Below are 22,339 nucleotides of genomic sequence, written 5' to 3'. Positions count from 1 at the left end.
CTCCGCCATGCACCGCAGGCACCTCCTCCGGGCCGGTATCGGCTGTGCCGTGCTCGCGGCCGTGGTGACCGTCCTCGTGGTCGTCCGCTGGGCGCCCCTCCTCGCGTACGACGTCACGGTCGCGCGGAGTCTGCACGCGGACGCCGTGGGCCATCCGGCGGTCACCTCGGCGGCGCGGGTCCTCACCGACTGGGTCTGGGACCCCTGGGCGATGCGCGCCCTGGCCGCCCTCGCCTGCCTGTGGCTGTGGTGGCGCGGGGACCGGCGGCGCGCCGTGTTGATCGCAGGGACGGCGGTGGCGGCCGTGCTGCTGTCGCAGGGGATGAAGGCGCTGGTGGGCCGGCACCGCCCGGTCTGGCCGGATCCGATCGTGTCGGCCGGCTACGCGGCCTACCCGTCGGGCCACGCGCTGACGGCGGCGGTGGTCTGCCCCCTGCTGCTGTGGCTGCTGCCCCCGTCGGCCCCGAAACCGTGGCGGCTGGCGGCGTGGATCCTCGCCCTGGCCTCGGTGTTCGGGGTGGGCCTCACCCGGATCTTCCTCGGTGTCCACTGGCTGTCGGACGTGGTGGGCGGCTGGCTGCTGGGCGCGGCCTTGGCCGTTCTCGCCATCACCCTCGCAGGGCCCCGGAATCGGCCGAAAGACACCCGCTGACCCAGGGTGTGCAAGGCCCGCTCTGCGCGATCCCCCGCGTCGCGCAGAGCAGGCGCCCGTGCGCTGAGTATATTGGCTGGCAGCCAGTCAACGCAGGAGTCAAGCATGTCCCCGCGCAGCGCATCGGTCAATGAAGAATTGCGCAGACGTTCCCGGGAGCGGCTGCTCCAGGCCACCGTCGAACTCGTGGCCGAGCGCGGCTACGAGGCCACGACGCTCGGCGACATCGCCGACCGGGCGGGCGCCGCCCGCGGCCTGGTCTCGTACTACTTCCCGGGCAAGCGGCAGCTGCTCCAGTCGGCCGTGCACCGGCTGATGCACCTCACCCTGGAGGCGGCCCTCGAACGGGAGCCGCGCACCGACGACGGCCGCGAACGGCTCGCCCGTGCCATCGACGCGATCCTCGGCCTGGCCCGGGACCAGCCGCTGCTGATGCGGACGCACATGGCGGGCATCCTCCAGGCCGAGGGCTTCGTCCAGTGCCCGGAGCAGCAGCGCCTGGCGGCGCTGCTCCGCGACACCGTCACCCGTTACGGCTCGGCGGACCCGGACGCCGACTACCCCCTCCTGCGCGCGCTGCTGATGGGCGCGGTGGTGGCGGTCCTCCTGCCGGGCGCCCCGATGCCGGCGGCCCGCCTGCGCGCGGAACTCTTCCAGCGCTATGCCCTCGACTGGACCCTGGGCACACCGCCCTCGGCCACCCCGCCGGAGGCGACGTTCCCCTCGTAGTCAGCCGAATGCGCCCTGCGGGGCTGACGCCCGCGCGCGCCGGTGCCATCCTGGGAATCCCTGCGGGAGGAGTTCCGCCGTGCTTCGTGTCGCCGTCGTCGGTTCGGGCCCCAGCGGGGTCTACGCCGCCCAGACCCTGGTCCAGCAGCGCGAGGTGCCCGGCGTCCGCGTCGACGTACTGGACCGCCTGCCGGCCCCGTACGGCCTGGTGCGCTACGGGGTGGCCCCCGACCACGAGAAGATCAAGTCGCTCCAGAACAACCTGCGCACCGTCCTGGAGGACACGAGGATCCGCTTCCTCGGCAATCTCGAGGTGGGCGGCCCGAACCTCTCCACCGCCCGCCTCCTCGACCTGTACCACGCGGTGGTCTACTGCGTCGGCGCCGCACGCGACCGCACCCTGGGCATCCCGGGCGAGGACCTGGCGGGGGTCCACTCCGCGACCGCCTTCGTGGCCTGGTACAGCGGCCACCCGGACGCCGCCGCCGAAACCTTCGACCTCCCGGGGACCACCTCGGCGGTCGTCATCGGCGCAGGCAACGTGGCCGTCGACGTGACCCGCATGCTGGCCCGCGGAGAGCCCGAGCTCGCCCCCACCGACATGCCGCACCCGGCCCTGGGCGCCCTGGCCGACAGCGGCGTCCGCTCGGTGACCATGGTCGCCCGCCGCGGCCCCTCACAGGCCAAGTTCACCACCAAGGAACTCCGCGAACTCGGCACCCTCCCGCACGTCGCCACCCACGTCGACCCCGCCGAACTCACCCGCGACCCGGCCTTCACCGACGACTCCTCCCTCCCCGCGGTGGCCCGCCGCAACCTGGACGTCCTGCGCACCTGGGCCTCGGCAGCGCCCATCACGGACCGCAGCATCACGCTCCGCTTCTACCTCCGCCCGGTGGAACTGCTCGGCGGCCCGGACGGCCACGTCAGAGCCGTCCGCTTCGAACGCACCGCCCCCGACGACCACGGCGGCGTCGTCGGCACCGGCGTCCACGAGGACATCGAAGCCCAGCTGGTCCTCCGCTCGGTCGGCTACCAGGGCGTCCCCCTGCCCGGCCTCCCCTTCGACCCCGTCACCGCCACCGTCCCCCACGCCGCAGGCCGCGTCCTGCGCGACGGCCGTGCCTCGGTCGGCGAATACGTGGCGGGCTGGATCAAGCGCGGCCCCACCGGCGTGATCGGCACCAACCGCCCCTGCGCAAAGGAAACGGCCTCCTCCCTCCTCCAGGACGCCCCCGCCCTCGCCCGCCGCAACCTCCCGGACGACCCCCTCGACGCCCTGCGCTCCGCAGGCCTCCACCCGGTCGAATGGCCGGGCTGGCTGGCCATCGAAACCGCGGAAGCCGCCCTCGGCCGCTCCCTGGGCCGCCGCTCGGTCAAGATCCCCGACTGGCCGGGCCTGTTGACCGCATCGGGGGCCACCCACCACGGCCCCTGATATGAGGCCCCGGCCGGCCCGCAACACGCTTCCGGCCCGGAGCCCCTACGACACCTCCTCCACCAACTCCTCCAGCTCCACCCGCAGCGCCTCCACCAGCGCACCCAGATCCGGCACGGCGCCCGCATCGGCGACCAGCCCGTAGTGAACGGTGTCCTTGTACGTGGACACGGCCACCGCCAGCGCGTGCCCGCGGGCCAGCGGAGCCAGCGGGTAGACCTCCCGGACCCGGCTGCCGCCGAGCGTGAAGGTGAAGCCCGGCAGCGGGACGCTGGTGACCAGGATGTCGAAGAGCAGCCGGGCCGACTGGGCCACGAGCGGGCCGCCGAGGCGGTGCCCGAGCGGGTGGACGTGGTCGGCGAGCAGGGCGACTGCGCCGGCTCCCCGCGCAGGCCCCACCTCCTTGTTGCGGTCCATGCCGGTCCGCACCCGCTCCAGCCTCCGCAACGGGTCGGGCTCCTCGATCGGGAGCCGCAGCAGATAGCCGGAGAGCCGGTTGCCGTACTTCGCGCCGGCGCCGGGTCTGCGGCGGGATACCGGTATCAGCGCCCGCGGGCCGGGCCCCTCGGGCACGGCGTCACCGCGGCCCGCCAGCCACCGCCGCAGGGCCCCCGCGACGAGGGTGATCAGCACGTCGTTGACGGTGCCCCCGGCGACCTTGCGGATGCGGTTCACGTCGTCCAGATCCAGGGCGAGGCCGGCGACCGCCCGCGTCCCGGTCCCGCCGGCGACCGCGGTCAGGGCCGACGGGACGGCGAGCGGGAGACCCGACCGCGCCATGGCGGCACCGATCTCCAGCGCCTGCCCGACACCCTGGAGCCGGGCGGCCAGCACTCCGGGAAGGCTGCGCAGGCGGGAGCCGGCGGCCGGCGGTTCGGGCAGCGGCCGCGCAGGGCCCCGTACGGGCGGCCCCTCGTCGAACAGCGAGGCCGCGAGCGCGAGGGCAGCGAGCCCGTCGGCGAGGGCGTGGTGGAACTTGAACAGCACCGCGAACGATCGCGGGTCGGGACCGGCCAGGACGTGCGCCTCCCAGGGCGGCCGGTCCCGGGCCAGGGGACGTGCCATCAGCGGGCCGGCAGCGGCCCGCGGGTCGGACGTACGGACGAGGAACACGTGCCGCGCCGCATCGAAATCCTCGTCGGCCGCCCAGGCGGCCGCGCCGACCGGCACCAGCACATCGTGGATCCGACGCCGCAGGCCCGGCACCTGGGCACAGCGGGCGGCGAGAAGCCGAGCGGCCATGGAGGCGGCATCGACGGCGGAAGCATCGAAAGCAGAGGCGTCGAAAGCGGAGGCGTCGAAAACCGCCAGTGCCCCGAGATGCATGGGATGGTCAGCGGATTCGATCCGCCAGAAGGCGAGGTCGAGCGGGGAGAGGTGCTCTGTGGCCACGTAGTGCCTCTCGCGTGCAGTGGCAGAGGCTGAAGTCAACCCCTTTCACCCTCCTACGATCAAGTAGCCACACTTTTCACGCACTCCGCTGATCGACGGCGATCAGCCGGAAAGCCGCCGGGCCAGCCGCCAAGCCGGGACGGCCAACCGGGTGCAGACTGGCCGGAACGCACCAGAACGAACCTGGACGTACGACGAAGTCCGGAGGTCTCGACATGCCAGAGGTGTTGCTCCTCGCAGGAACACGCAAAGGCCTGTTCATCGCACGCAGAAGCACGAACACGACGGACCGGCCCAACAGCCCCGCCCCCTGGGCATTCGAAGGCCCGCACTTCAACGCCCAAGCCGTCTACGCAGTGGCGATCGACCGCCGCGGCCCGACCCCCCGGCTGCTCGTCGGCGGGGACAGCTCGCACTGGGGCCCGTCGGTCTTCACCTCCGACGACCTGGGCGCGACCTGGCAGGAGCCCGCCGAGCCCGCGGTGCGCTTCCCCAAGGACACCGGCGCCTCGCTGGAGCGGGTCTGGCAGCTGCATCCGGCCGGCCCCGAGGCCCCCGACGTGGTCTACGCGGGGACGGAGCCGGCCGCGCTGTTCCGCTCGACGGACCGCGGGGTGTCCTTCGAGCTGGTCCGCACCCTGTGGGAGCACCCGACCCGGAGCGCCTGGGTGCCCGGCGGCGGCGGTGAGGGCCTGCACACGGTGCTGACCGACCCGTCGGACCCCGATGCGGTGACGGTGGCGGTGTCCACCGCCGGGGTCTTCCGCACCCGGGACGGCGGCGCCAGCTGGACCCCGGCCAACCGGGGCGTCTCGGCGGTGTTCCTACCGGACCCGCAGCCGGAATTCGGCCAGTGCGTGCACAAGATCGCCCGGGATGCCGGGAACCGCGACCGGCTGTACCTGCAGAACCACTGGGGCGTGTACCGCAGCGACGACGCCGGCGGTCAGTGGACCGACATCGGCGGCGGGCTGCCGTCCGACTTCGGCTTCGCCGTGGCCGCACACCCGCACCGCCCGGACACCGCCTACGTCTTCCCCCTCAACGCCGACTCCGACCGGGTCCCCGCGGAGCACCGGTGCCGCATCTTCCGCACCCGGGACGCGGGAACCACCTGGGAGCCGCTCACCCACGGGCTGCCGACGGCCGACCACTACGGGACGGTGCTGCGCGACGCCCTCTGCACGGACGACGCCGACCCGGCGGGCATCTACTTCGGCAACCGCAACGGCGAGCTGTACGCCAGCCGGGACGACGGGGACACCTGGGAACTCCTGGCGGAGCACCTGCCGGACGTCCTGTGCGTCCGGGCGGCGGTGCTCAACGGGGCCACCGACTGAGGTCGCAGCACACCACGAGGCGGTACGGAGTGACGGTGTGACAGCGCTGACAGTGTGGGCCAGTAGAGTGACTCCCCGTGGCAGCACGACCGTTGAACGAAATCGTCGAGCCGGGCTGGGCCCGGGCTCTGGAGCCGGTGGCGGCGCAGGTCGCCGCGATGGGCGACTTCCTGCGCGCCGAGATCGCGGCGGGCAGAACGTACCTACCCGCCGGGGCCAACGTCCTACGGGCGTTCCAGCAGCCCTTCGACGAGGTGAAGGTACTGATCGTCGGACAGGACCCGTACCCCACCCCGGGACACGCGATGGGCCTGTCCTTCTCGGTCGCCCCGGACGTCCGGCCCGTACCGCCGAGCCTGGACAACATCTTCCGCGAGCTGTACGCCGACCTCGGCGTGCCGCGTCCGGCCAACGGGGACCTGACCCCGTGGGCCCGCCAGGGCGTGCTGCTGCTGAACCGCTCCCTCACCACCGCTCCGCGCAAACCGAACGCGCACCGCGGCAAGGGCTGGGAGGCGGTCACCGAGCAGGCGATCCGGGCGCTCGCGGCGCGCGGCAAGCCGCTGGTGTCGATCCTGTGGGGCCGTGACGCCCGCAACCTGCGGCCGCTGCTGGGGCAGCTGCCGGCCGTGGAGTCGGTCCACCCCTCCCCCATGTCCGCCGACAACGGGTTCTTCGGCTCCAGGCCGTTCAGCAGGACGAACGACCTGCTGGCGCGTCAAGGAGCACAGCCGGTGGACTGGCGCCTTCCCGCCGCCCTTTGACCCGGCGCTCGGGGCAATGCAACCCGGCGGTTGACGAGCACTCCACCCAAGCAGTTGAACGGTATACGACATTCACCGGATAAATACGGACAGATGCCGCCCGAGTGGACCCTGACCGAACACCGGGTTCCGATAAGCCAGTAGCATGCGGCGCCATGAGCTCCCCCACTGGGCCCGCACATGGCCTGCCCGTACGAATGCCGCGACCCCGTCAGACCGGACGCCACCGCCGGCCCGAGCCCGCGGTGGCCCCCGAGGGAGCGCCCGCGCTGGTGCTCGCCGTACCCGGCACCCCCTCGGCCGCCTCGCGGGGTCTCGCGGAAGAGATCATCAGCATCGGCCGCTCCGAGCTGCCCGGCCTGGAAGCCCGTATCGGCTTCCTCGAGGGCAGCGACGAGGAGGGTGCCGAGTTCCCGGCCCTGTCCACCACGCTGAGCGCCATCGCGGCCGAGCGCGTCGCGCGCGCCGAGTTCGCCCGCGCCGCCGGCCACGAGGTGCCCGAGCCGACCGGCCCGGACGCCGTGGTCGTGCCGCTGCTGGCCGGCCCGGACGCCGACCTGCTGCGCCGGATCCGCCAGGCCGTGATGGACTCCTCGGCCGCCGTCGAGCTGGCCGAGGTGCTCGGCCCGCACCCGCTGCTGGCCGAGGGCCTGCACGTGCGCCTGTCGGAGGCGGGCCTGGCCCGTGCCGACCGCGCCCGGCTCTTCACCGTGACCACCGCCGCCGACGGCATCATCGTGGCCACCACCGGCGGCGAGGAGGCCGTCCAGGTCGCCGGGGTCACCGGCATGCTGCTGGCCGCCCGCCTCGCGGTGCCGGTCAAGGCCGCCGCCCTGGACCAGGAGGGCTCGGTGGCCGGGGTCGCCGAGCAGCTGCGCGCCGAAGGCTCCACGCAGCTCGCGCTCGCCCCGTACCTGATCGGCCCGGAAGCGGCCGAAGGCCTGCTGGACACCGCCGCCAAGGAGGCCGACTGCGCGGTCGCCGAGGTGCTGGGCGCCTACTCGGCACTCGGCAAGCTCGTCGTCACGCAGTACGCGGCGGCTCTCGGTATCAACCAGGGCACTCCGGCCCGCTGAGCCCGGGCCGCAGCACCCCGGCAGCACCAAGGCCCGCACCCCACCACGGGGGTGCGGGCCCTCGCGCGTGATCGGGCCCAGCCCCGGCACCCGCGCGGACCGTCACCCGCGCCCTCACCCTCACCCGAAGACCACACAGGTCGCCGCCGGCACCGCCACCGAGCCGGCCGGCTGCGGCCGCCCGGTCAGCGGGTCCACGTCGAACCAGCTGACGTCCCCGGAGCGCTCGTTCGCCGCGTACAGCCGGCGCCCCGCCGGGTCGACGGCCAGGTCCCGGGGCCAGCTCCCGCCGCACGGCACGCCGGCCGTGGGCCGGGGCCGCTCGGGCCCGTCGGCGAGCGAGAAGGCGGCGATGACGTCGGTTCCGCGCACCGCGACCCACACGAAGCGCCCGTCCGGCGAGGCCACGACGGCCGACGGGTAGGCCCGTACCCCCTGGGTGCCGCCACCCCCGGGACTCGCCTCCGAGGGGATCGGAACCTCCGCACCCGCCTCCACCCGCCCCGCGCCCGGATGCCAGCGGCAGACGGTCAGCTGCGGCTCCAGCTCGTGCACGACATACAGCACCTCGCCCTCCGGGTGGAAGGCGAGGTGCCGCGGCCCCGTCCCGGCGCGCAGCGCCGTCTCCCCCTGCAGGCGCAGCGACCCGGTGGCGGGGTCCGCGGCGCACACCCGTACGGAGTCGGTGCCGAGGTCGACGCTCAGCACCCAGCGGCCGCTCGGGTCGGACAGCACCTGGTGGGCGTGCGGGCGCTCCTGGCGGCTCGGGTCGGGTCCGCCGCCCCGGTGCGCGAGGACGGCGGCGGGCCCGCACAGTCGGCCGTCGGCGTCGAGGGCAAGGCTGCTGACACTGCCGGAGGTGTAGTTGGCGGTCAGCAGCCGGCGCCCGGCCACGCTGAGGTGCGTCGGGCCCGAGCCGCCCACGCGGACGGCGGGTCCGAGGGCGGTGAGGCCGTCCGGAGTGGGCCGGAAGGCACCGGCCGCACCCTGCTCGGTCTCGCTCACGGCGTACAGCACGCCGGTGTCCCGGTGGAGGGCGAGGTAGGAGGGGTCGGCGAGCGCGTCGGTGGCCGAGAGCGGGGTGAGGGCCCCGGTCACGGGGTCCACGGCCGCGGTGGTGATACCGCGCCCGCCGGCCGAGGTGAACGAGCCGATGTACACGAGGCCCGCACGGTCACCGGCAGCCCCACCCGCACCGCTCGCCCCGCCCATACCCTCGGCAACGCCTCCCGTTCCCCCTGTACCGCCACCGCCGCCCATGACGACCCCTCTCCCCCGCTCTCCGTACACGGACCGGTCCGTCCGGAGCCGACGGTAACAGAAGGTCTAGACCATCTCGACGGCCTCGACCGTCTAGACCAGATCTCGGCCCCGGGCCCGCTCCTGCGCGCCCGCATGGTGCACGTACGTCGTGGAGCTCGGCCGGTCGTCGTACGTGCGGTGGAAGACCGGCGTCGCAGCACCCGAGATCGGCGGCACGATCCACGACCAGTCCGCGCCGACCTCGCGCCCCTTGCCCTCCTCGCGCGCCATGTGGGTCAGGAACCGGCGGGACTCGCTGTGGTGGTCGGCGATCGTGACGCCGGCCCGGTCGAAGGAGTGCAGCACGGCCCGGTTGAGCTCGACCAGCGCGCGGTCCTTCCACAGCGAGCGGTCGCTCGAGGTCTCGAGGCCGAGGCGCCGGGCCACGGCGGGCAGCAGGTTGTACCGGTCGGTGTCCGCGAGGTTGCGGGCGCCGATCTCGGTCCCCATGTACCAGCCGTTGAAGGGCGCGGCCGGGTAGTGGATGCCGCCGATCTCCAGGCACATGTTGGAGATGGCCGGAACCGCGTGCCAGCGCAGCCCCCAGTCCGCCCAGCCGGGATCGTCGGGATGCTCGATCGGCACCTCCAGCACGGCGTCCGCAGGGGTGTCGAACCAGCGGGGTTTGTCGTCGACCCCCTGGACCACCAGCGGGAGCAGGTCGAAGGGCGTTCCGGCGCCGCCGCTCCAGCCCAGGGCGAGCAGCGCACTCGTGAGCGGGGCGTTGCGGGCGTCCCCGACGGTGATCGAGGGGTGGTCGCCGTAGCCCGCGTAGCGGACGAGCTGCTCGCTCCAGATCAGCGGGCCCGGGCGGTCCGGGGTGTCCGGCGCGAAGACCGTGATCGTGGGTCTGACCTTGCCGCCGTTGGTCGCCTCGCGCAGGTGCTGGAAGCACTCGTCGGCGATCTCGTCGGCGTCGGTCAGTTCGCGGCGGTCGCGCACCCGCAGCGAGTTCCAGTACAGGCGGCCTATGCAGCGGTTGCTGTTGCGCCAGGCGACTCGGGCCCCATGGGCCAGCTCCTGCGGGGTGTGCCGGTAGGTGCCGGTCTCCGCGATCTCGGCCCGCACCGCGGCGAGTCGGGCCTGCGGATCGCCTGCCTGCGGAATCTCCCGATGGAAGAGTCGGATGAACTCCTCCGCCGCCTGCCACACTTGGTCGGTGGTCGAGCGCTCTTGAAGTATTTCCATCCCGGGCGGTTACCCCCTGTCCGGACAGATCCACCCTGTACGTGCCGGATGAATGTGCGGTGAACAATCACCCGTTGTACATGCCGCAGGTCAGTCGCGTGAGGGTGCGAGAACTCGGAACACTCCACCGAGTGATCTTCGAGCCATCGCCCTGCGGGCCCGTCCGGCGCGGCGTAGGATCCGCGGCGTAGGGCATCTCAGGGGCACGGCCGGCTCATGAACAGCGCCTGCTCCCCCGCCGAGGCGGTGCCGTCGTACAGGGCGGTGTCGAGTCCGCAGAGGGCGAATCCCATGGACCGGTAGGCGTGCACGGCGGGGGCGTTGACCGTGCTGACCTCCAACCACAGGTGAGCGGCGCCCCGTTCGCGGGCGAAGGCGGCGGCGTGCTCCATGAGGGTCCGGCCGATGCCGCGGCCGCGGTGGGCCGGCGAGACCTCGATGTCGTCGATGGTGACGCGGCGGTTCCACGCAGCGTAGGTGACCGCGGCGAACCCGCACACCGCCTCCCCGTCGAGGGCGACGAAGACCCGCTCGTCGCCCTCCGCCGGCCCGCCCACCGCGTCCGGGGCGTGGGCGGCGTCGTCCTCGGCCTGGTCCGTGTCGTCGGGGAACACCTTGCGCACGGGCGGGTCGACCGGCACCTCGCGCACCGTGAAGCCGGCCTCCCCGCCGGCCACCTCGAACACGGTGTGCGTGGTGAACGAGCCGTCGAGCCGCGCGATGCCCTCCGCGTCCTCCGGGCGCGCCGTGCGGTACGTGATGTCCATGGCGCCGACCTTACGACCGACCGGTTCCCCGGGGCGCGGCTTTCGGTCAGGCCGTCAGGCAGTGATGACGAGCGGGGACCGCGGGTCGGTGCGCAACGGGGCGTGCAGCGCCACGAGGGCGTGCTCGAGACCGTGCAGGTGCTCCAGCGCCGGTACGCCCTCGGCTGCGGCACCGGCAGCGGGGGGCCGCGGACGGGCGGGCACCACGGAGCCGGCACCGGCACCGGCACCGGCCCGGGCCGCCGCCACCGGGGCCGTGAGCGCCTCCACCGCCGCCTCGACGCGCCAGCACGCGGCGGCGAGGCGGGCGTCGTGGGAGGCCTGCGGGTCGGCGGCGACGGCCACCAGCCCGCGCACCTCCCGCGCGCAGTCGTCCAGCAGGGCGAGGACCTGCCGGGCCCGGGCCTTGCGGGCGCGCAGCGGGCTCAGCGGGTGGACGAGCGGCGCGAGGGCCGTCCGGGCGCGGCCCAGCAGCAGTTCGAGCTCGGCGGCGTGCGGGGCGGGGTCGGCCTCGGGGTCTCCGGCGAGGCGGTCGAGGGCGGCCGCGGTGGCGGCGCGTACGCAGTGCAGGGCGCGCTGGATCCAGGCGTCGTTGGCGGCGTGCGTGGTCACGGGGAGGACGAGGACCACGGCGAGCCCGGCGCCGAGGGCGCCGATGGCGGTCTCCTGGAAGCGCAGGAGCAGCAGGCCGGGGTGCAGGACGCCGAGGAGCCCGTACAGCAGCCCTGCCATGACCGTGACGAAGAACATCATCCAGGAGTAGGACGGCGCCGCGGTATAGAAGATCCCGAAGACGCACACGGCGACGAGCGCGGCGGTCGGGGTGGGCGCGCCGTGCAGCGGTACGGCGATCAGCAGGCCGGCGGCGATGCCGATGACGGTGCCGAGGACGCGGCGGAAGCCGCGGACGAGGGTCTCGCCGCGGGAGGCGGTGTTGACGAAGATCCACCAGGCGGTGCCGACGGCCCAGTACCAGCGGTCCTCGGAGAGGGCCTGGCCGATGGCGAGCGCGAATCCGCAGGCGACGGTGGCCTGGAAGGCCTGCCGCGTGGTCGGCCGGGCCAGCCCGGTTCCGGGCAGCGCGGGCGGGGCGGCGGGCGGCGGGGTCCGCAGCTCGATGGGCCACAGCAGGAACCGGGCGGCGCCGGAGGCGAGCAGCGCGAGTCCGACGGCGGCGTACAGCTCGGGCAGCTGCTCTGGGACGGCGTGCAGGAACTGCGTGACGAAGAACATCATGAAGCCGAAGATGCCGAGCGCGTGCCCGCGCGGCCCCCAGCGGCGGGCGTAGACGCCGGCGAACACGACGGCGAGGAACGCGGCGTCGCGGGCGTGCGGCATGTCGTGCAGGGTGGTGGCCAGCGCCAGGACGGGGAAGCCGGCGACGGGCAGCAGGGCGGTCGTGGCGCGCTGGGCGCCGACCGTGGGGTCGAGCACGGTGAACAGGGCGAGCAGGGCCGCCAGGCCGCCGGTGATCGACGCCGTGAGGGAGAGGCCGCACAGTTCGGCCACCGCCACGGCGAGGGCGACGCCGATCACGGCCCGCAGCGAGTTGCGCAGTCTCAGACGCCCCGGATCCGGAGCCACGAACATCCTCTTCACGGCGGTGTGCCGCCCCCCTCAAGGTGGTGCGCGCCGGGCCCGGCGTCCGCCCGGGGGTGGTGGGCGGCGGGCGGGCACGGCGAAGGCACCGCGCTCCGGGACGGCCTCGTTGCCGCCCGGCACCGCGCGGTGCCGTAAGTACATGGATACACCACAGATAACCATTCGGGGGCCCAGTGGCTCAACCCGGCCGCCGACCGCTGGGCCAATGGCCCACTCAGTGGTGCTCCTCTTCGGCCAGGCCCGGGCCAACGGACCAGCCTGCGCGGCGGGGGCCGGAAAGGAGGCAGGTCGGGGTCGGCGACGCCGTCAGGGGCGGATGTTCCATCCCGCGATCACCGGGAGGCCGTGCTCGGTGGACAGCACGCTGACCGTGCCGGTGCGCAGGAGGAAGAGCCGGCCGTCCTGGGGCGGAAGCCGGAGGTAGCGGGCCGTGAGCACGCGCAGGAAGTGGCCGTGGGCGACGAGGACGGCGCTGCCGCCGTCCCCCGCGAGGGCCGGGGCCACCCGGGCCAGGGCACGGTCGGCCCGGGCGCCCACGTGGGCGGCGTCCTCCCCGGGATGGTCGCCGTCGCCGGGCGGGACGCCGTCGGTCCACAGCGACCAGTCGGGGCGGGTGCGGCGGATCTCGGCGGTGGTGACGCCTTCGTAGGCGCCGTAGTCCCATTCGCAGAGGTCGGGGTCGGCGATGCCGCCGGTGAGCCCGGCGAGCTCCGCGGTGGCGACCGCGCGGCGCAGCGGGCTGGTCAGTACCAGGGCGGGTGCGGGTGCGAGCTCGCGGAAGAACGGGGCGAGCGAGATGGCCTGCTCGACCCCGGCGGGCGCGAGCGGGACGTCGGTGCGGCCGGTGTGCCGCCCGGTGGCGCTCCAGGCCGTCTCGCCGTGCCTCACCAGCAGCAGGTCACTCACCCTCCGGACGATAACCCTCCGCCCCCTTCACCACCGCGGGCCACGCCCACGGCCCGCGGCGGTGGCGGTGGCTGGGCCCAAAACGATGCGGAAACGGTGCGACTGGCTGCGGCCGCGCCGGGGTCGCGAGGCTCGGAGCATGGGTGAGCTCAGGGGCGGTGGCCCGGGCGAGGAGTGGGTCGGCGTCGGGTTCGTGGCGGCCGAGGAGCGGGTGGCCGCCGGGTTCGTGGCGGGTGAGGAGCGGTGCGTGGAGGCCGTGTACCGGCGGTGGCGGCCCCTCGTCCAAGCGCTCGCGCAGCGGGCCCTGGGCGACGATCGGGAGGCCGAGGACGTCACGCAGCAGGTCTTCCTCGCCGCCTGGCGGGGCCGCGGCCGCTACCGGCCCGGGCCGGGCGGGTTCGGGGCCTGGCTGACCGGGATCACCCGCCACAAGGTGGCCGACGCGCTCCGGGCGCGGACCCGGCGCGCCCTGGCGGCCGAGGCCGCCGCCCGCATCGTGGTGCAGGCGGGCGGGTGCCCCGGGGCGGCGCCGCTGCCGGAGGCGGAGCAGGCCGTGGACCGGGTGCTGCTCCTGTCCGAGCTCGCCCGGCTGCCGTCGGCGCAGCGGCGGGTGCTGCACCTGGCGTTCTACGCCGACCTGACGCAGGCGGAGATCTCCGACCGCACCGGGCTGCCGCTGGGCACCGTCAAGAGCCATATGCGAAGGGCCCTGGGCCGGCTGCGCCGGACCCTGCCGGAGCAGGCGCCCGCGGGTCGATGACCGCGAGGGCCTGGCTCAGCCCGTGCAGCCGTTCGGTGCGCGGCAGCGGCGTGCCGCCGGCCCAGCCGGGTCCGGCCAGCAGCAGCGCCGAATGGCCGCGGGCGCCGCGCAGGCCCCACTCGATGCCCGCGACCGAGCGGGCCAGGGCGCGGTCGGCGGTCGTACGGGACTGCGCCCACAGGACGACCGCGCGCGGACCGGTACGTCGTACGGCATCGTGCAGGGCCCCGGCGGGCAGAGCCGCGCCGAACATCCGGGTGGCCACGCCCCGTTCGCCGAGCGCAGCGGTCAACGCCTCGATGGGCAGGCTGTGCTGCTCGCCGGGCACGCACGCCAGCAGCACCGGCGGGACGTGCGGGGGCTCGGGCCGGGGCCGGATCCGGTGCAGGACGGCGGAGACGTGCCAGGACAGCAGGTGCTCGACCTCCACGTACCGCTCCCCGGCGGTGGCCCATTTGCGGCCCACCGCGTGCAGGGTCGGCGCGATGACCTCCTCCCAGGCCGCGACCAGGCCGTGGTCGGCCAGGGCCGCCTCCAACAGCTCGCCCACGGCCGGTGCGTCCAGGCGTACGGCGGCTCGGGACAGGCCGCGGCATTCCGGGCGGACCGCGCCCAGCGGCAGTCCGCTGCCGGGCCCCCCGGAGCGGTCGGCTGGGGCGTCCGACGGCTCGGTACGCGCCGCGGCCGGGCCGTCGGCTCCGCCGCGTGCGGTACGGGCCGCCTCGGCCGGTGGGACGCCCTGCGCCGTGAGCCGGCACATCAGCTCCAGGCGGGCGATGTCCTGCGGGGTCCAGCGGCGGTGCCGGCCGTCCTCGCGGTGGGCCGGACCGATGGCGTACCGCCGCTCCCAGGAGCGGACGGTGGTCGGGGACACCCCGAGCCGGCGGGCGACGGCGCCGGTGCTCAACGCGGCGGCGGGCAGCCCCTGCGGAGCCGGCGTCTTCGGGGGGTCCGGGCGTGGGGAAGGGGAAGGGGGCACGTTGTGCACGCTGTCCACCCGCTCACGATACGGCCCGGCCGGTGGCCCGGGGTCAGTCCGTGCCACGTTCGCGGCGGAAGCGGGCGAGGGCGGTGGGGAGGTCCACCACGGGGTTCGGATAGGTGTAGCGGGCCCGGTCCGGGGTGGGCAGGCGCCAGGGTTCGTGCAGGTGGGGGCCATCGAGGCCGGCAAGCTCGGGGACCCAGCGGTGCACGTAGCGGCCGTCCGGGTCGAAGCGGAGGCCCTGCCGCACAGGGTTCAGGACCCGGTTGGGCCGGGTGTCGGTGCCGGTGCCGGCCACCCACTGCCAGTTGAGCTGGTTGTTGGCGAGGTCGCCGTCGACCAGGAGCTCGAGGAAGTGGCGGGCCCCGATCCGCCAGTCCACGTACAGGGTCTTGGTCAGGAAGCTCGCGGCGAGCAGCCGGCCCCGGTTGTGCATCCAGCCCTCGTGCCGCAGCTGGCGCATGGCCGCGTCGACCACCGGGTAGCCGGTGCGGCCCTGTTTCCAGGCCTCGGTGTCCTCCTGCGCGGCCGGGCCGGTGCGCCAGTGGTCCCCGCGGCCGCGGTAGTCGTGGGTCGCGCTGTCGGGGCGGGCGGCAAGCACCTGGTGGTGGAAGTCGCGCCAGCACAGCTGCCGGACGAAGGCCTCGGCGCCGGGCCCGCCGGCGGCGCGGGCGCGGTGGACGGCCTCGGTGGGCGAGAGCGTGCCGAAGTGCAGGTGCGGGGAGAGCCGGGAGGTGGCGTCGCCGGCCAGGTCGTCGTGGGCGTCGGCGTAACGGGACAGGCCGGCGCGCAGCCAGCGCGCCAGGAGCGTACGGGCCTCGCGCTCGCCGCCGGTCGCGAGGCCCGGGGAGACGCCCGTGACGGCGCCGCGCCGGGGCAGCGGCTCCGAACCGAGGCCCTCGGGCACGCGCACGGCGCGCGGGGCGGGCAGGGCGGGCCGCGGCGCGAGCTCGGCCCAGCGGCGGAAGTAGGGGGTGAACACGGCGAAGTGGTCGGAGCCGGCCGGGAGGACGACGCCGGGGGCGGCAACGGTGGCCACCGCGTCGTGCACGTAGAGCCGGCGGCCCTCCGCTTCGAGGGCGGCGCGCAGCCGCTCCTCGCGGGCGTGGGCGAAGCCGCTGACGCCGGCCGCCATGTGGACCTCGTCGGCGTCGCACTCCCGGGCCAGTCGGCAGACCTCGGCGGCGGTGTCGCCGGAGCGCAGGACCAGGCGGCCGCCGCGCTCGCGCAGGGCGGCGTCGAGGTCGGCGAGGCAGTCGGCGAGGAAGGCCAGCCGGTTGGGTGCGGCGAAGCCGGCGGCGTCGACGGCGCGGTCGCGGACGAAGAGCGGGACCACCCGGTCGCACGAGGACAGCGCGGCGCGCAGCGGGGGGTGGTCGTGCAGGCGCAGGTCGGAGGTGTAGAGGACCACCGCGACGTTCATGGGTCTCGCTCCGGTCAGGGTGAAGGGTCCGGGTCCGGGTCCGCCCCGGGCAGTGGGCGGGCCGGGGGCCGGGCGGGTCAGTGGGCGGGTCAGGGCCGTCCGGGCTCGGGTGGACGGCCGCTCTCGTCCGGTACTTCGGCCGGTGCGGGCCCCGTGGATGCACCGGTCGCGCCGCCGGTCCGCTCCTGCAGCCGGCACGCGGCGCGGGCGATGTTGCGGGCCATGCCGCCGAAGACCACGGCGTGGAAGGGCGAGACGCTCCACCAGTAGAGGTGCCCGAGCAGCCCGTGCGGGTGGAACAGGGCCCGCTGCCGGTAGCGGGCCCGCGGCGTCGGCCCGCCGCCTGCAGCGGGCGGTGCGGGCTCCGCGTACATCTCCAGCCATGCGAGCCCCGGCAGCCGCATCTCGGCGCGCAGCCGCAGCAGCCGGCCCGCCTCGATCTCTTCCACCCGCCAGAAGTCCAGGGAGTCCCCCACCCGCAGCCGGGCGGCGTCGCGCCGCCCGCGGCGGATGCCGACCCCGCCGACGAGCCGGTCCAGCCAGCCCCGTACGGCCCAGGCCAGGGGGAAGGAGTACCAGCCGTTCTCGCCGCCGATGCCCTCCACCACCCGCCACAGGGCGGCGGGAGAGGCGTCCACGGTGCGCTCCCGCCGGTCGGTGTAGAGGCTGCCGCCCGCCCAGTCGGGGTCGGTGGGCAGCGGGTCGCTCGGCGCGCCGGGCACGGCGGCGGAGGACCAGCGGGTGGCCACCTGAGCCTCCCGCACCCGTTGCAGGGCGAGCGACAGCGCCTCGTCGAAGCCGATCGGGGCGCCCGGCGGGTCGGGAACGTGGTCGGCGATGTCGTGCTCGGCGCACACCACCTCGTGGCGCAGCGACTCGGCGAGCGGCCGGGCCAGGGCCCGCGGGACGGGGGTGACGAGGCCGATCCAGTGGCTGGACAGCCCCGGGGTCAGCATCGGGACGCGCAGGATGAGCCGCGGGGGCAGCTGGGCGACGGCCGCGTAGCGGCGCATCATCTCCTCGTACGTGACCACGTCGGGGCCGCCGATGTCGAAGGCCCGGCTGACCTCGGGCGGCATGGCGGCGCTGCCGACGAGGTAGCGCAGCACGTCGCGGACGGCGACGGGCTGGACGCGGGTGCCGACCCAGCTCGGGGTCACCATGACGGGCAGCCGCTCGGTCAGGTAGCGCAGCATCTCGAAGGAGGCCGAGCCGGAGCCGATGATGACGGCGGCGCGCAGCACGGTGGTCGGCACGCCGGAGGCGAGCAGGATCCGGCCGACCTCGGCGCGCGAGCGCAGGTGCGGGGACAGCTCGCGCAGCGGGATCCCGGCCGGGGTGAGGCCGCCGAGGTAGACGATGCGGCGGACGCCGGCCGCGCGGGCCTGCTCGGCGAAGACGCGGGCGGCGGCGCGGTCGCGTTCCTCGAACCCGGAGCCCGCACCGAGGGCGTGGACGAGGTAGTAGGCGACGTCGATGCCCTCCAGGGCCGCGGCCACGTCCGCGGCATCGCCGACGTCGCCGCGGACCGTCTCGGTCCGTCCGGCCCACGGGTGGTCGCGCAGCTTCTCCGGCGAACGGGCCAGGCACCGGACGCGGTGGCCGGCGGCCAGCAGCTCGGGCACCAGCCGGCCGCCGATGTAGCCGGTGGCCCCGGTGACCAGGCAGTGCAGACCGGTCATGGTTCGCGCTCCGCTCTTCGTGCTCCCCGGTGGGGATGCTCCTCGACAGGGATTCGGTCGGACGGCCGGTCCCGGATGCACCGCGGCCGCCTGCGCGCATCCCGGCGCGACGCCCGGCCACTGGGCCATTGGTACAGTCGCGGCATGGCGGTGGACGAGCTCGACACCCGGATTCTGCGCCTGCTGATCGAGCAGCCGCGCACCAGCGTCCGCGAGTACGCCCGGATCCTCGGAGTGGCGCGCGGCACCCTGCAGGCCCGCCTCGACCGGCTGGAGCGCACCGGTGTGATCACCGGGACGGGCCCCGTGATCTCCCCCGCCGCGCTCGGCCACCCGGTCCTGGCCTTCGTGCACATCGAGGTGACGCAGGGCTACCTGGACGAGGTCGGCGATGCGCTGGCGGCCGTGCCCGAGATCATCGAGGCGTTCTCGATCACCGGCGGCGGTGACCTGCTGACCCGGGTGGCGGCCCGGGACAACGCGCACCTGGAGGACGTGATCCAGCGGCTGATCCGGTTTCCGGGCGTGGTCCGCACGCGGACCGAGGTGGCGCTGCGCGAGCGGGTGGCGCACCGGCTGCTGCCCCTGGTGGAGTCCGTGGGACGGGCGGCGCGCACCTCCTGACGAGCGCGCGTCCTGGCAAGATGGCCGGGGCGGGCACGGGCCCGTACAGCACGTACTTCAGGACCGGCAGGACGGGCGCAGCGGATGATCTCCGTCATATTCGATCTCGACGGCACCCTCGTGGACAGCGAGCCGAACTACTACGAGTCCGGGCGGCGCACCCTGGAGCGCCACGGCGTCCACGGTTTCACGTGGGAGCAGCACTCCCGCTTCATCGGCATCGGCACCCTGGAGACGCTGGAGATCCTCAAGGACCGGTACGGCATCCCGGCGCCGGTGGAGCAGCTGCTGGCCGAGCAGAACGCGGCGTACCTGGAGCTGGCCCGCGGTGGCACCGAGGTGTTTCCGCAGATGCGGAAGTTCGTGGAGCGGCTGTTCGCGGAGGGGGTGCCGATGGCGGTGGCGTCGGGGTCCTCGCGCGAGGCGATCGAGGCGGTGCTGGCCGGGACGGGGCTGGACGCGCTGCTGACCACGGCGGTCTCCGCCGAGGAGGTCGCGCACGGCAAGCCGGCGCCGGACGTCTTCCTGGAGGCGGCGCGCCGGCTCGGCGTGCGGCCCGCCGACTGCGTGGTCGTCGAGGACGCGGCGCCGGGTGCGCGGGCCGCCCATGCGGCGGGCATGGCGTGCGTGGCCGTGCCGTACGCGGAGGCGGCGGCCGGCGATCCCGGGTTCGCGACCGCGGAGCTCGTCTTCCCGTCCGGCCAGCCGGAGTTCAGCGCGGAGGCGGCCTACGCCTGGCTGTCCGCCCGCCGCGCCGCCTGAGGCGGGGGCACAGGGCCCGGGGCACCGGACCTCACGCCGCGCCGCCTGAGGCGGGGCCGCAGGCCCGGGGCACCGGACCTCCGGCCTCCGGACCGCCGAGGGGCCACCGAGCTGCCGGGCTGCTGGACTGCCGGCCCGCCCCGGACCTCCAACCGGCCCGTCAGGCCGAAGTGTTGCGGCGCGCGGGGCTCTGGCGGGCCGGGCGGTGCGCTGCGACCATGCGTGGCGTGACCGCCACCCTGCTGCCCCCGGGCACCGAGCGCGGACCGCGCCGGTGGCCCCTCGTCGGGAACCTGCCGGCCTTCGCCCGCGATCCCCTGGCCTTCTTCGAGTCGTTGCGCGATGACTACGGCGACTGGGTGCCGTGGGCACTCGGCCCGCAGCGCAACGTGCTGATCTCCCGGCCGGAGCACGCCGGCGAGCTGCTCGGCTCTGTGGAAAAAACGTTCAAGCCGATGGAGTTGGGCTGGGCGTTCCACCAACTGCTCGGCGACGGCGTCGTGGTCTCCACCGGTGAGGACTGGCGCCGCAAGCGGGCCCTGGTGCAGCCGGCCGTCCGGCCCCGGCAGGTGCGCGCGTACGCCGCCACGATGGTGGAGTGCGCGGACGCGCTGGCCCGCGGCTGGGCCGAGGGCGGCCGGATCGACGTGCACCGGGAGATGGCCGGGCTCACCCAGCGGATCGCGGTGCGCACCCTCTTCGGCAGCGACGCCGCCGGCCGCGAGGCCCCGATCAGTGCGGCGATGGCCACGGCGCAGCGGGAGCTGGGCGCCGAATTCCGGGGTCTGACGCTGTTCCTGCCGCCTTGGGTGCAGACTCCGGGACGGCGCCGGATGCGCCGGGCCGTGGCGGTCCTCGACCGGGAGATCGCCTACGTCGTACGGGAGCACGAGGCGGCCTCGCGGAGCGGTGGCGCCGAGCGGGACGACCTGCTGAGCCGGCTGCTGGCGGCCCGCGACGAGCAGGGCGCCCCGCTCTCGCAGAAGGAGCTGCGGGACGAGTCGATCACCCTGTACATCGGCGGCCACGAGACCACGTCGACCACGCTGACCTGGGCCTGGCAGCTGCTGTCGGGTGCGCCCGAGGCGCGGGCCCGGCTGACGGAGGAGCTGGACCGGGTGCTGGGCGGCCGGCTGCCGACGTACGAGGACTACGAGCGGCTGACCTGGACCCGGCAGGTGGTCAAGGAGGCGCTGCGGGTGTATCCGCCGGTCTGGCTGATCTCGGCGGTCGCCGGGGAGGGCGCATCGATCGGCGGGCGGCCCGTGACGGAGGGGACGACCGTATGGACCAGCCCTTGGTCGATGCACCGGGACAAGCGGTGGTTCCCCGATCCGGAGGCGTTCCGCCCGGAGCGCTGGTCCGCCGACGGGGCTGCCGCGCACGCCGCGTCCGAGCAGGCCTGGATCCCGTTCGGCGGTGGCCCGCGGGCCTGCCTGGGGGCGCGGTTCGCCCTGGTGGAGGCGGCGCTGGTGCTGGCGGTGCTGGCCCAGCGGTTCCATGTGGACAGCGGCCCCACGCCGGTGCCCGTCTTCCCCGGGCTGACGCTCCAGCCGGCGGGGCCGGTCCCGGCGGTGCTGCGGCGGCCGTGACGGGGCGCCCCTCGACAAGGGGGGGGAAGATCCGGCAGCCCCCGCGAGTTGGTAGAACCGTGAACGAAGTCATACGCGGTACGCGGCCTGCCGGCACCAGCGCGCACGCCGGGATGTCCGAGGCGGTCGACGTGGTGGTCGTGGGCGCCGGGCAGGCGGGACTGTCCAGCGCCTACCACCTGGCGCGGGCGGGGATCGGCCACGTGGTCCTGGACCATGCCCCGCTCCCGGGCGGCGCATGGCAGTTCCGCTGGCCGTCCCTGACGTACGGCAAGGTCCACGGAATGCACGCACTGCCCGGCATGGAGCTCACGGGCGCGGACCCGCTGCGGCCCTCCTCGGCGGTGATCGGTGAGTACTTCGCGGCGTACGAGCGCCGGTTCGGCCTGGACGTGCGCCGCCCCGTGGATGTCACCGCCGTACGGGAGGGTGCGGGCGGGCGGCTGCGCGTGGAGTCCTCGGCCGGCGCCTGGTCCGCCCGGGCGCTGATCAACGCCACCGGGACCTGGGACCGGCCCTTCTGGCCGCGCTACCCGGGGCAGGAGACCTTCCGGGGGCGCCAGCTGCACACGGCGGACTACCCGGGGCCGCAGGCGTTCGCCGGGGCCCGGGTGGTCGTGGTAGGCGGCGGCACCTCGGCGGTGCAGCACCTGCTGGAGATCGCCGAGGTGGCGGCCGACACCACCTGGGTGACCCGGCGGCCACCGGTGTTCCGCGACGGGCCGTTCGGGGAGGCCGAGGGCCGCGCGGCCGTGGCCCTGGTCGACGAGCGGGTGCGCCGCGGGCTGCCCCCGCAGAGCGTGGTCAGCGTCACCGGCCTGCCCCTGAACGTGGCGGTCCGGGCCGGGATGGCCTCGGGCGTACTGGACCGCAGGCCCGTGTTCGACCGGATCACGCCGACGGGCGTGGCCTGGGACGACGGCCGGCACGTGGAAGCGGATGTGATCCTGTGGGCGACCGGCTTCCGGGCGGCCATCGACCACCTGGCCCCGCTGCGACTGCGCGAGCCGGGCGGCGGCATCCGGGTCGAGGGCACGCGCGCGGTCCGCGACGAGCGGGTCCACCTGGTCGGCTACGGGCCCTCGGCGTCCACCATCGGCGCCAACCGGGCCGGTGGCGCCGCGGTCCGCGAGATCCGCCGCCTGCTCGCGACCCGGGATCCCGCTGACCCGCCCGCCGCCGTGCGCACGCCGAAAGCGGCGGCTTCCGCCTTCGGTGCTTCCGCCCTCGAACCGGCCGGGGTCGGCGCGAGGGTCTAGGCCGTCTCTTCCGGATCCTGCTCCCCCAGCTACTGCTGGGAGGTGCCCCCAGACCCGCGCCGCCCGGCACCGCACCTCGCTGCGTTGTCGAGGCACCCG

General features: G+C 75.1%; 20 protein-coding genes. 11 read left to right on the top strand and 9 right to left on the bottom strand.

What is annotated here, in order from left to right:
* The first annotated feature begins 7 nt into the window (after positions 1-7).
* From ABZ924_RS09195 to ABZ924_RS09185, 3 genes are all read left to right on the top strand, one after another.
* Entirely contained in the window at positions 8-652 is a 645-nt protein-coding gene (locus ABZ924_RS09195) for a phosphatase PAP2 family protein (protein WP_361906164.1), read from the top strand.
* Between the two features lie 105 nt (positions 653-757).
* Positions 758-1,381: a helix-turn-helix domain-containing protein gene (locus ABZ924_RS09190; protein WP_361906162.1), complete on the top strand. Its 624-nt coding sequence runs from the start codon at positions 758-760 to the stop codon at positions 1,379-1,381.
* Positions 1,382-1,460: 79 nt separating this feature from the next.
* On the top strand, positions 1,461-2,819 hold the full coding sequence (locus ABZ924_RS09185; RefSeq protein WP_361906160.1) for an FAD-dependent oxidoreductase: 1,359 nt from the start codon (positions 1,461-1,463) through the stop codon (positions 2,817-2,819).
* Between the two features lie 45 nt (positions 2,820-2,864).
* On the opposite strand, the gene ABZ924_RS09180 is transcribed toward ABZ924_RS09185, so the two are convergent.
* Positions 2,865-4,211 carry a wax ester/triacylglycerol synthase family O-acyltransferase gene (locus ABZ924_RS09180; RefSeq protein ID WP_361906158.1) on the bottom strand — a complete coding sequence of 449 codons (1,347 nt, stop codon included), beginning with the start codon at positions 4,209-4,211 and terminating at the stop codon, positions 2,865-2,867.
* Between the two features lie 215 nt (positions 4,212-4,426).
* Between ABZ924_RS09180 and ABZ924_RS09175 the strand changes: the two genes are divergently transcribed.
* The 3 genes from ABZ924_RS09175 to ABZ924_RS09165 all read left to right on the top strand — a co-directional run bounded on the left by ABZ924_RS09175 (position 4,427) and on the right by ABZ924_RS09165 (position 7,391).
* Positions 4,427-5,551, top strand: a complete 1,125-nt coding sequence (locus ABZ924_RS09175; RefSeq protein WP_361906156.1) for an exo-alpha-sialidase — start codon at positions 4,427-4,429, stop codon at positions 5,549-5,551.
* A gap of 77 nt (positions 5,552-5,628) precedes the next feature.
* A complete protein-coding gene (locus ABZ924_RS09170) occupies positions 5,629-6,315 on the top strand; it encodes a uracil-DNA glycosylase (protein WP_361906154.1) in 687 nt (228 codons plus the stop codon).
* 155 nt (positions 6,316-6,470) lie between these two features.
* Entirely contained in the window at positions 6,471-7,391 is a 921-nt protein-coding gene (locus tag ABZ924_RS09165) for a hypothetical protein (protein WP_361906152.1), read from the top strand.
* Between the two features lie 120 nt (positions 7,392-7,511).
* Here the strand turns inward: ABZ924_RS09165 and ABZ924_RS09160 are convergent, their stop codons facing one another.
* From ABZ924_RS09160 to ABZ924_RS09140, 5 genes are all read right to left on the bottom strand, one after another.
* Positions 7,512-8,603, bottom strand: coding sequence for a lactonase family protein (locus tag ABZ924_RS09160; RefSeq protein ID WP_361906150.1), 1,092 nt, complete (start codon positions 8,601-8,603; stop codon positions 7,512-7,514).
* A gap of 141 nt (positions 8,604-8,744) precedes the next feature.
* Entirely contained in the window at positions 8,745-9,881 is a 1,137-nt protein-coding gene (locus ABZ924_RS09155) for a nitric oxide synthase oxygenase (RefSeq protein WP_361906148.1), read from the bottom strand.
* Positions 9,882-10,078: 197 nt separating this feature from the next.
* Entirely contained in the window at positions 10,079-10,648 is a 570-nt protein-coding gene (locus ABZ924_RS09150; RefSeq protein ID WP_361906146.1) for a GNAT family N-acetyltransferase, read from the bottom strand.
* Between the two features lie 54 nt (positions 10,649-10,702).
* Positions 10,703-12,238, bottom strand: a complete 1,536-nt coding sequence (locus tag ABZ924_RS09145; protein ID WP_361906200.1) for an FUSC family protein — start codon at positions 12,236-12,238, stop codon at positions 10,703-10,705.
* Between the two features lie 318 nt (positions 12,239-12,556).
* Positions 12,557-13,156 (bottom strand): histidine phosphatase family protein, encoded by a 600-nt coding sequence (locus tag ABZ924_RS09140; protein ID WP_361906144.1) that lies wholly within the window; start codon positions 13,154-13,156, stop codon positions 12,557-12,559.
* A gap of 139 nt (positions 13,157-13,295) precedes the next feature.
* Here ABZ924_RS09140 and ABZ924_RS09135 point away from each other — a divergent pair, with 139 nt between their 5' ends.
* A complete protein-coding gene (locus tag ABZ924_RS09135; protein ID WP_361906142.1) occupies positions 13,296-13,916 on the top strand; it encodes a sigma-70 family RNA polymerase sigma factor in 621 nt (206 codons plus the stop codon).
* Here the strand turns inward: ABZ924_RS09135 and ABZ924_RS09130 are convergent.
* The 3 genes from ABZ924_RS09130 to ABZ924_RS09120 form a co-directional block, all read right to left on the bottom strand.
* Positions 13,843-14,838: a MerR family transcriptional regulator gene (locus tag ABZ924_RS09130; RefSeq protein ID WP_361906198.1), complete on the bottom strand. Its 996-nt coding sequence runs from the start codon at positions 14,836-14,838 to the stop codon at positions 13,843-13,845. The genes ABZ924_RS09135 and ABZ924_RS09130 overlap by 74 nt on opposite strands.
* 109 nt (positions 14,839-14,947) lie before the next feature.
* Entirely contained in the window at positions 14,948-16,321 is a 1,374-nt protein-coding gene (locus tag ABZ924_RS09125) for a deoxyribodipyrimidine photo-lyase (protein ID WP_361906140.1), read from the bottom strand.
* 89 nt (positions 16,322-16,410) lie between these two features.
* Positions 16,411-18,003: an SDR family oxidoreductase gene (locus ABZ924_RS09120; protein WP_361906138.1), complete on the bottom strand. Its 1,593-nt coding sequence runs from the start codon at positions 18,001-18,003 to the stop codon at positions 16,411-16,413.
* A gap of 144 nt (positions 18,004-18,147) precedes the next feature.
* On the opposite strand from ABZ924_RS09120, the gene ABZ924_RS09115 reads away from it, so the two are divergent.
* The 4 genes from ABZ924_RS09115 to ABZ924_RS09100 all read left to right on the top strand — a co-directional run bounded on the left by ABZ924_RS09115 (position 18,148) and on the right by ABZ924_RS09100 (position 22,240).
* Positions 18,148-18,627, top strand: coding sequence for an Lrp/AsnC family transcriptional regulator (locus tag ABZ924_RS09115; RefSeq protein WP_361906136.1), 480 nt, complete (start codon positions 18,148-18,150; stop codon positions 18,625-18,627).
* An 84-nt stretch (positions 18,628-18,711) separates the two neighbouring features.
* Positions 18,712-19,389, top strand: a complete 678-nt coding sequence (locus ABZ924_RS09110) for an HAD family phosphatase (protein WP_361906134.1) — start codon at positions 18,712-18,714, stop codon at positions 19,387-19,389.
* Between the two features lie 227 nt (positions 19,390-19,616).
* Positions 19,617-20,981: a cytochrome P450 gene (locus ABZ924_RS09105; protein ID WP_361906132.1), complete on the top strand. Its 1,365-nt coding sequence runs from the start codon at positions 19,617-19,619 to the stop codon at positions 20,979-20,981.
* A 113-nt stretch (positions 20,982-21,094) separates the two neighbouring features.
* Positions 21,095-22,240 (top strand): FAD-dependent oxidoreductase, encoded by a 1,146-nt coding sequence (locus ABZ924_RS09100; RefSeq protein ID WP_361906196.1) that lies wholly within the window; start codon positions 21,095-21,097, stop codon positions 22,238-22,240.
* The last annotated feature ends 99 nt before the right edge of the window (positions 22,241-22,339 follow it).

It is taken from the genome of Streptomyces sp. NPDC046876 (assembly GCF_040645035.1).
In the GTDB taxonomy this organism is placed as follows: domain Bacteria; phylum Actinomycetota; class Actinomycetes; order Streptomycetales; family Streptomycetaceae; genus Streptomyces.
This window is presented reverse-complemented; position numbering and strand designations above follow the sequence as displayed.

What these genes read in the sequence shown, in the direction of transcription:
- ABZ924_RS09150 (WP_361906146.1), bottom strand. Translation starts at nt 10,648, where the DNA reads ATGGACATCACGTACCGCACGGCGCGCCCGGAGGACGCGGAGGGCATC.
- ABZ924_RS09100 (WP_361906196.1), top strand. Translation starts at nt 21,095, where the DNA reads ATGTCCGAGGCGGTCGACGTGGTGGTCGTGGGCGCCGGGCAGGCGGGA.
- ABZ924_RS09160 (WP_361906150.1), bottom strand. Translation starts at nt 8,603, where the DNA reads ATGGGCGGGGCGAGCGGTGCGGGTGGGGCTGCCGGTGACCGTGCGGGC.
- ABZ924_RS09125 (WP_361906140.1), bottom strand. Translation starts at nt 16,321, where the DNA reads ATGAACGTCGCGGTGGTCCTCTACACCTCCGACCTGCGCCTGCACGAC.
- ABZ924_RS09120 (WP_361906138.1), bottom strand. Translation starts at nt 18,003, where the DNA reads ATGACCGGTCTGCACTGCCTGGTCACCGGGGCCACCGGCTACATCGGC.
- ABZ924_RS09135 (WP_361906142.1), top strand. Translation starts at nt 13,296, where the DNA reads ATGGGTGAGCTCAGGGGCGGTGGCCCGGGCGAGGAGTGGGTCGGCGTC.
- ABZ924_RS09190 (WP_361906162.1), top strand. Translation starts at nt 758, where the DNA reads ATGTCCCCGCGCAGCGCATCGGTCAATGAAGAATTGCGCAGACGTTCC.
- ABZ924_RS09155 (WP_361906148.1), bottom strand. Translation starts at nt 9,881, where the DNA reads ATGGAAATACTTCAAGAGCGCTCGACCACCGACCAAGTGTGGCAGGCG.
- ABZ924_RS09115 (WP_361906136.1), top strand. Translation starts at nt 18,148, where the DNA reads ATGGCGGTGGACGAGCTCGACACCCGGATTCTGCGCCTGCTGATCGAG.
- ABZ924_RS09110 (WP_361906134.1), top strand. Translation starts at nt 18,712, where the DNA reads ATGATCTCCGTCATATTCGATCTCGACGGCACCCTCGTGGACAGCGAG.
- ABZ924_RS09145 (WP_361906200.1), bottom strand. Translation starts at nt 12,238, where the DNA reads ATGTTCGTGGCTCCGGATCCGGGGCGTCTGAGACTGCGCAACTCGCTG.
- ABZ924_RS09175 (WP_361906156.1), top strand. Translation starts at nt 4,427, where the DNA reads ATGCCAGAGGTGTTGCTCCTCGCAGGAACACGCAAAGGCCTGTTCATC.
- ABZ924_RS09195 (WP_361906164.1), top strand. Translation starts at nt 8, where the DNA reads ATGCACCGCAGGCACCTCCTCCGGGCCGGTATCGGCTGTGCCGTGCTC.
- ABZ924_RS09165 (WP_361906152.1), top strand. Translation starts at nt 6,471, where the DNA reads ATGAGCTCCCCCACTGGGCCCGCACATGGCCTGCCCGTACGAATGCCG.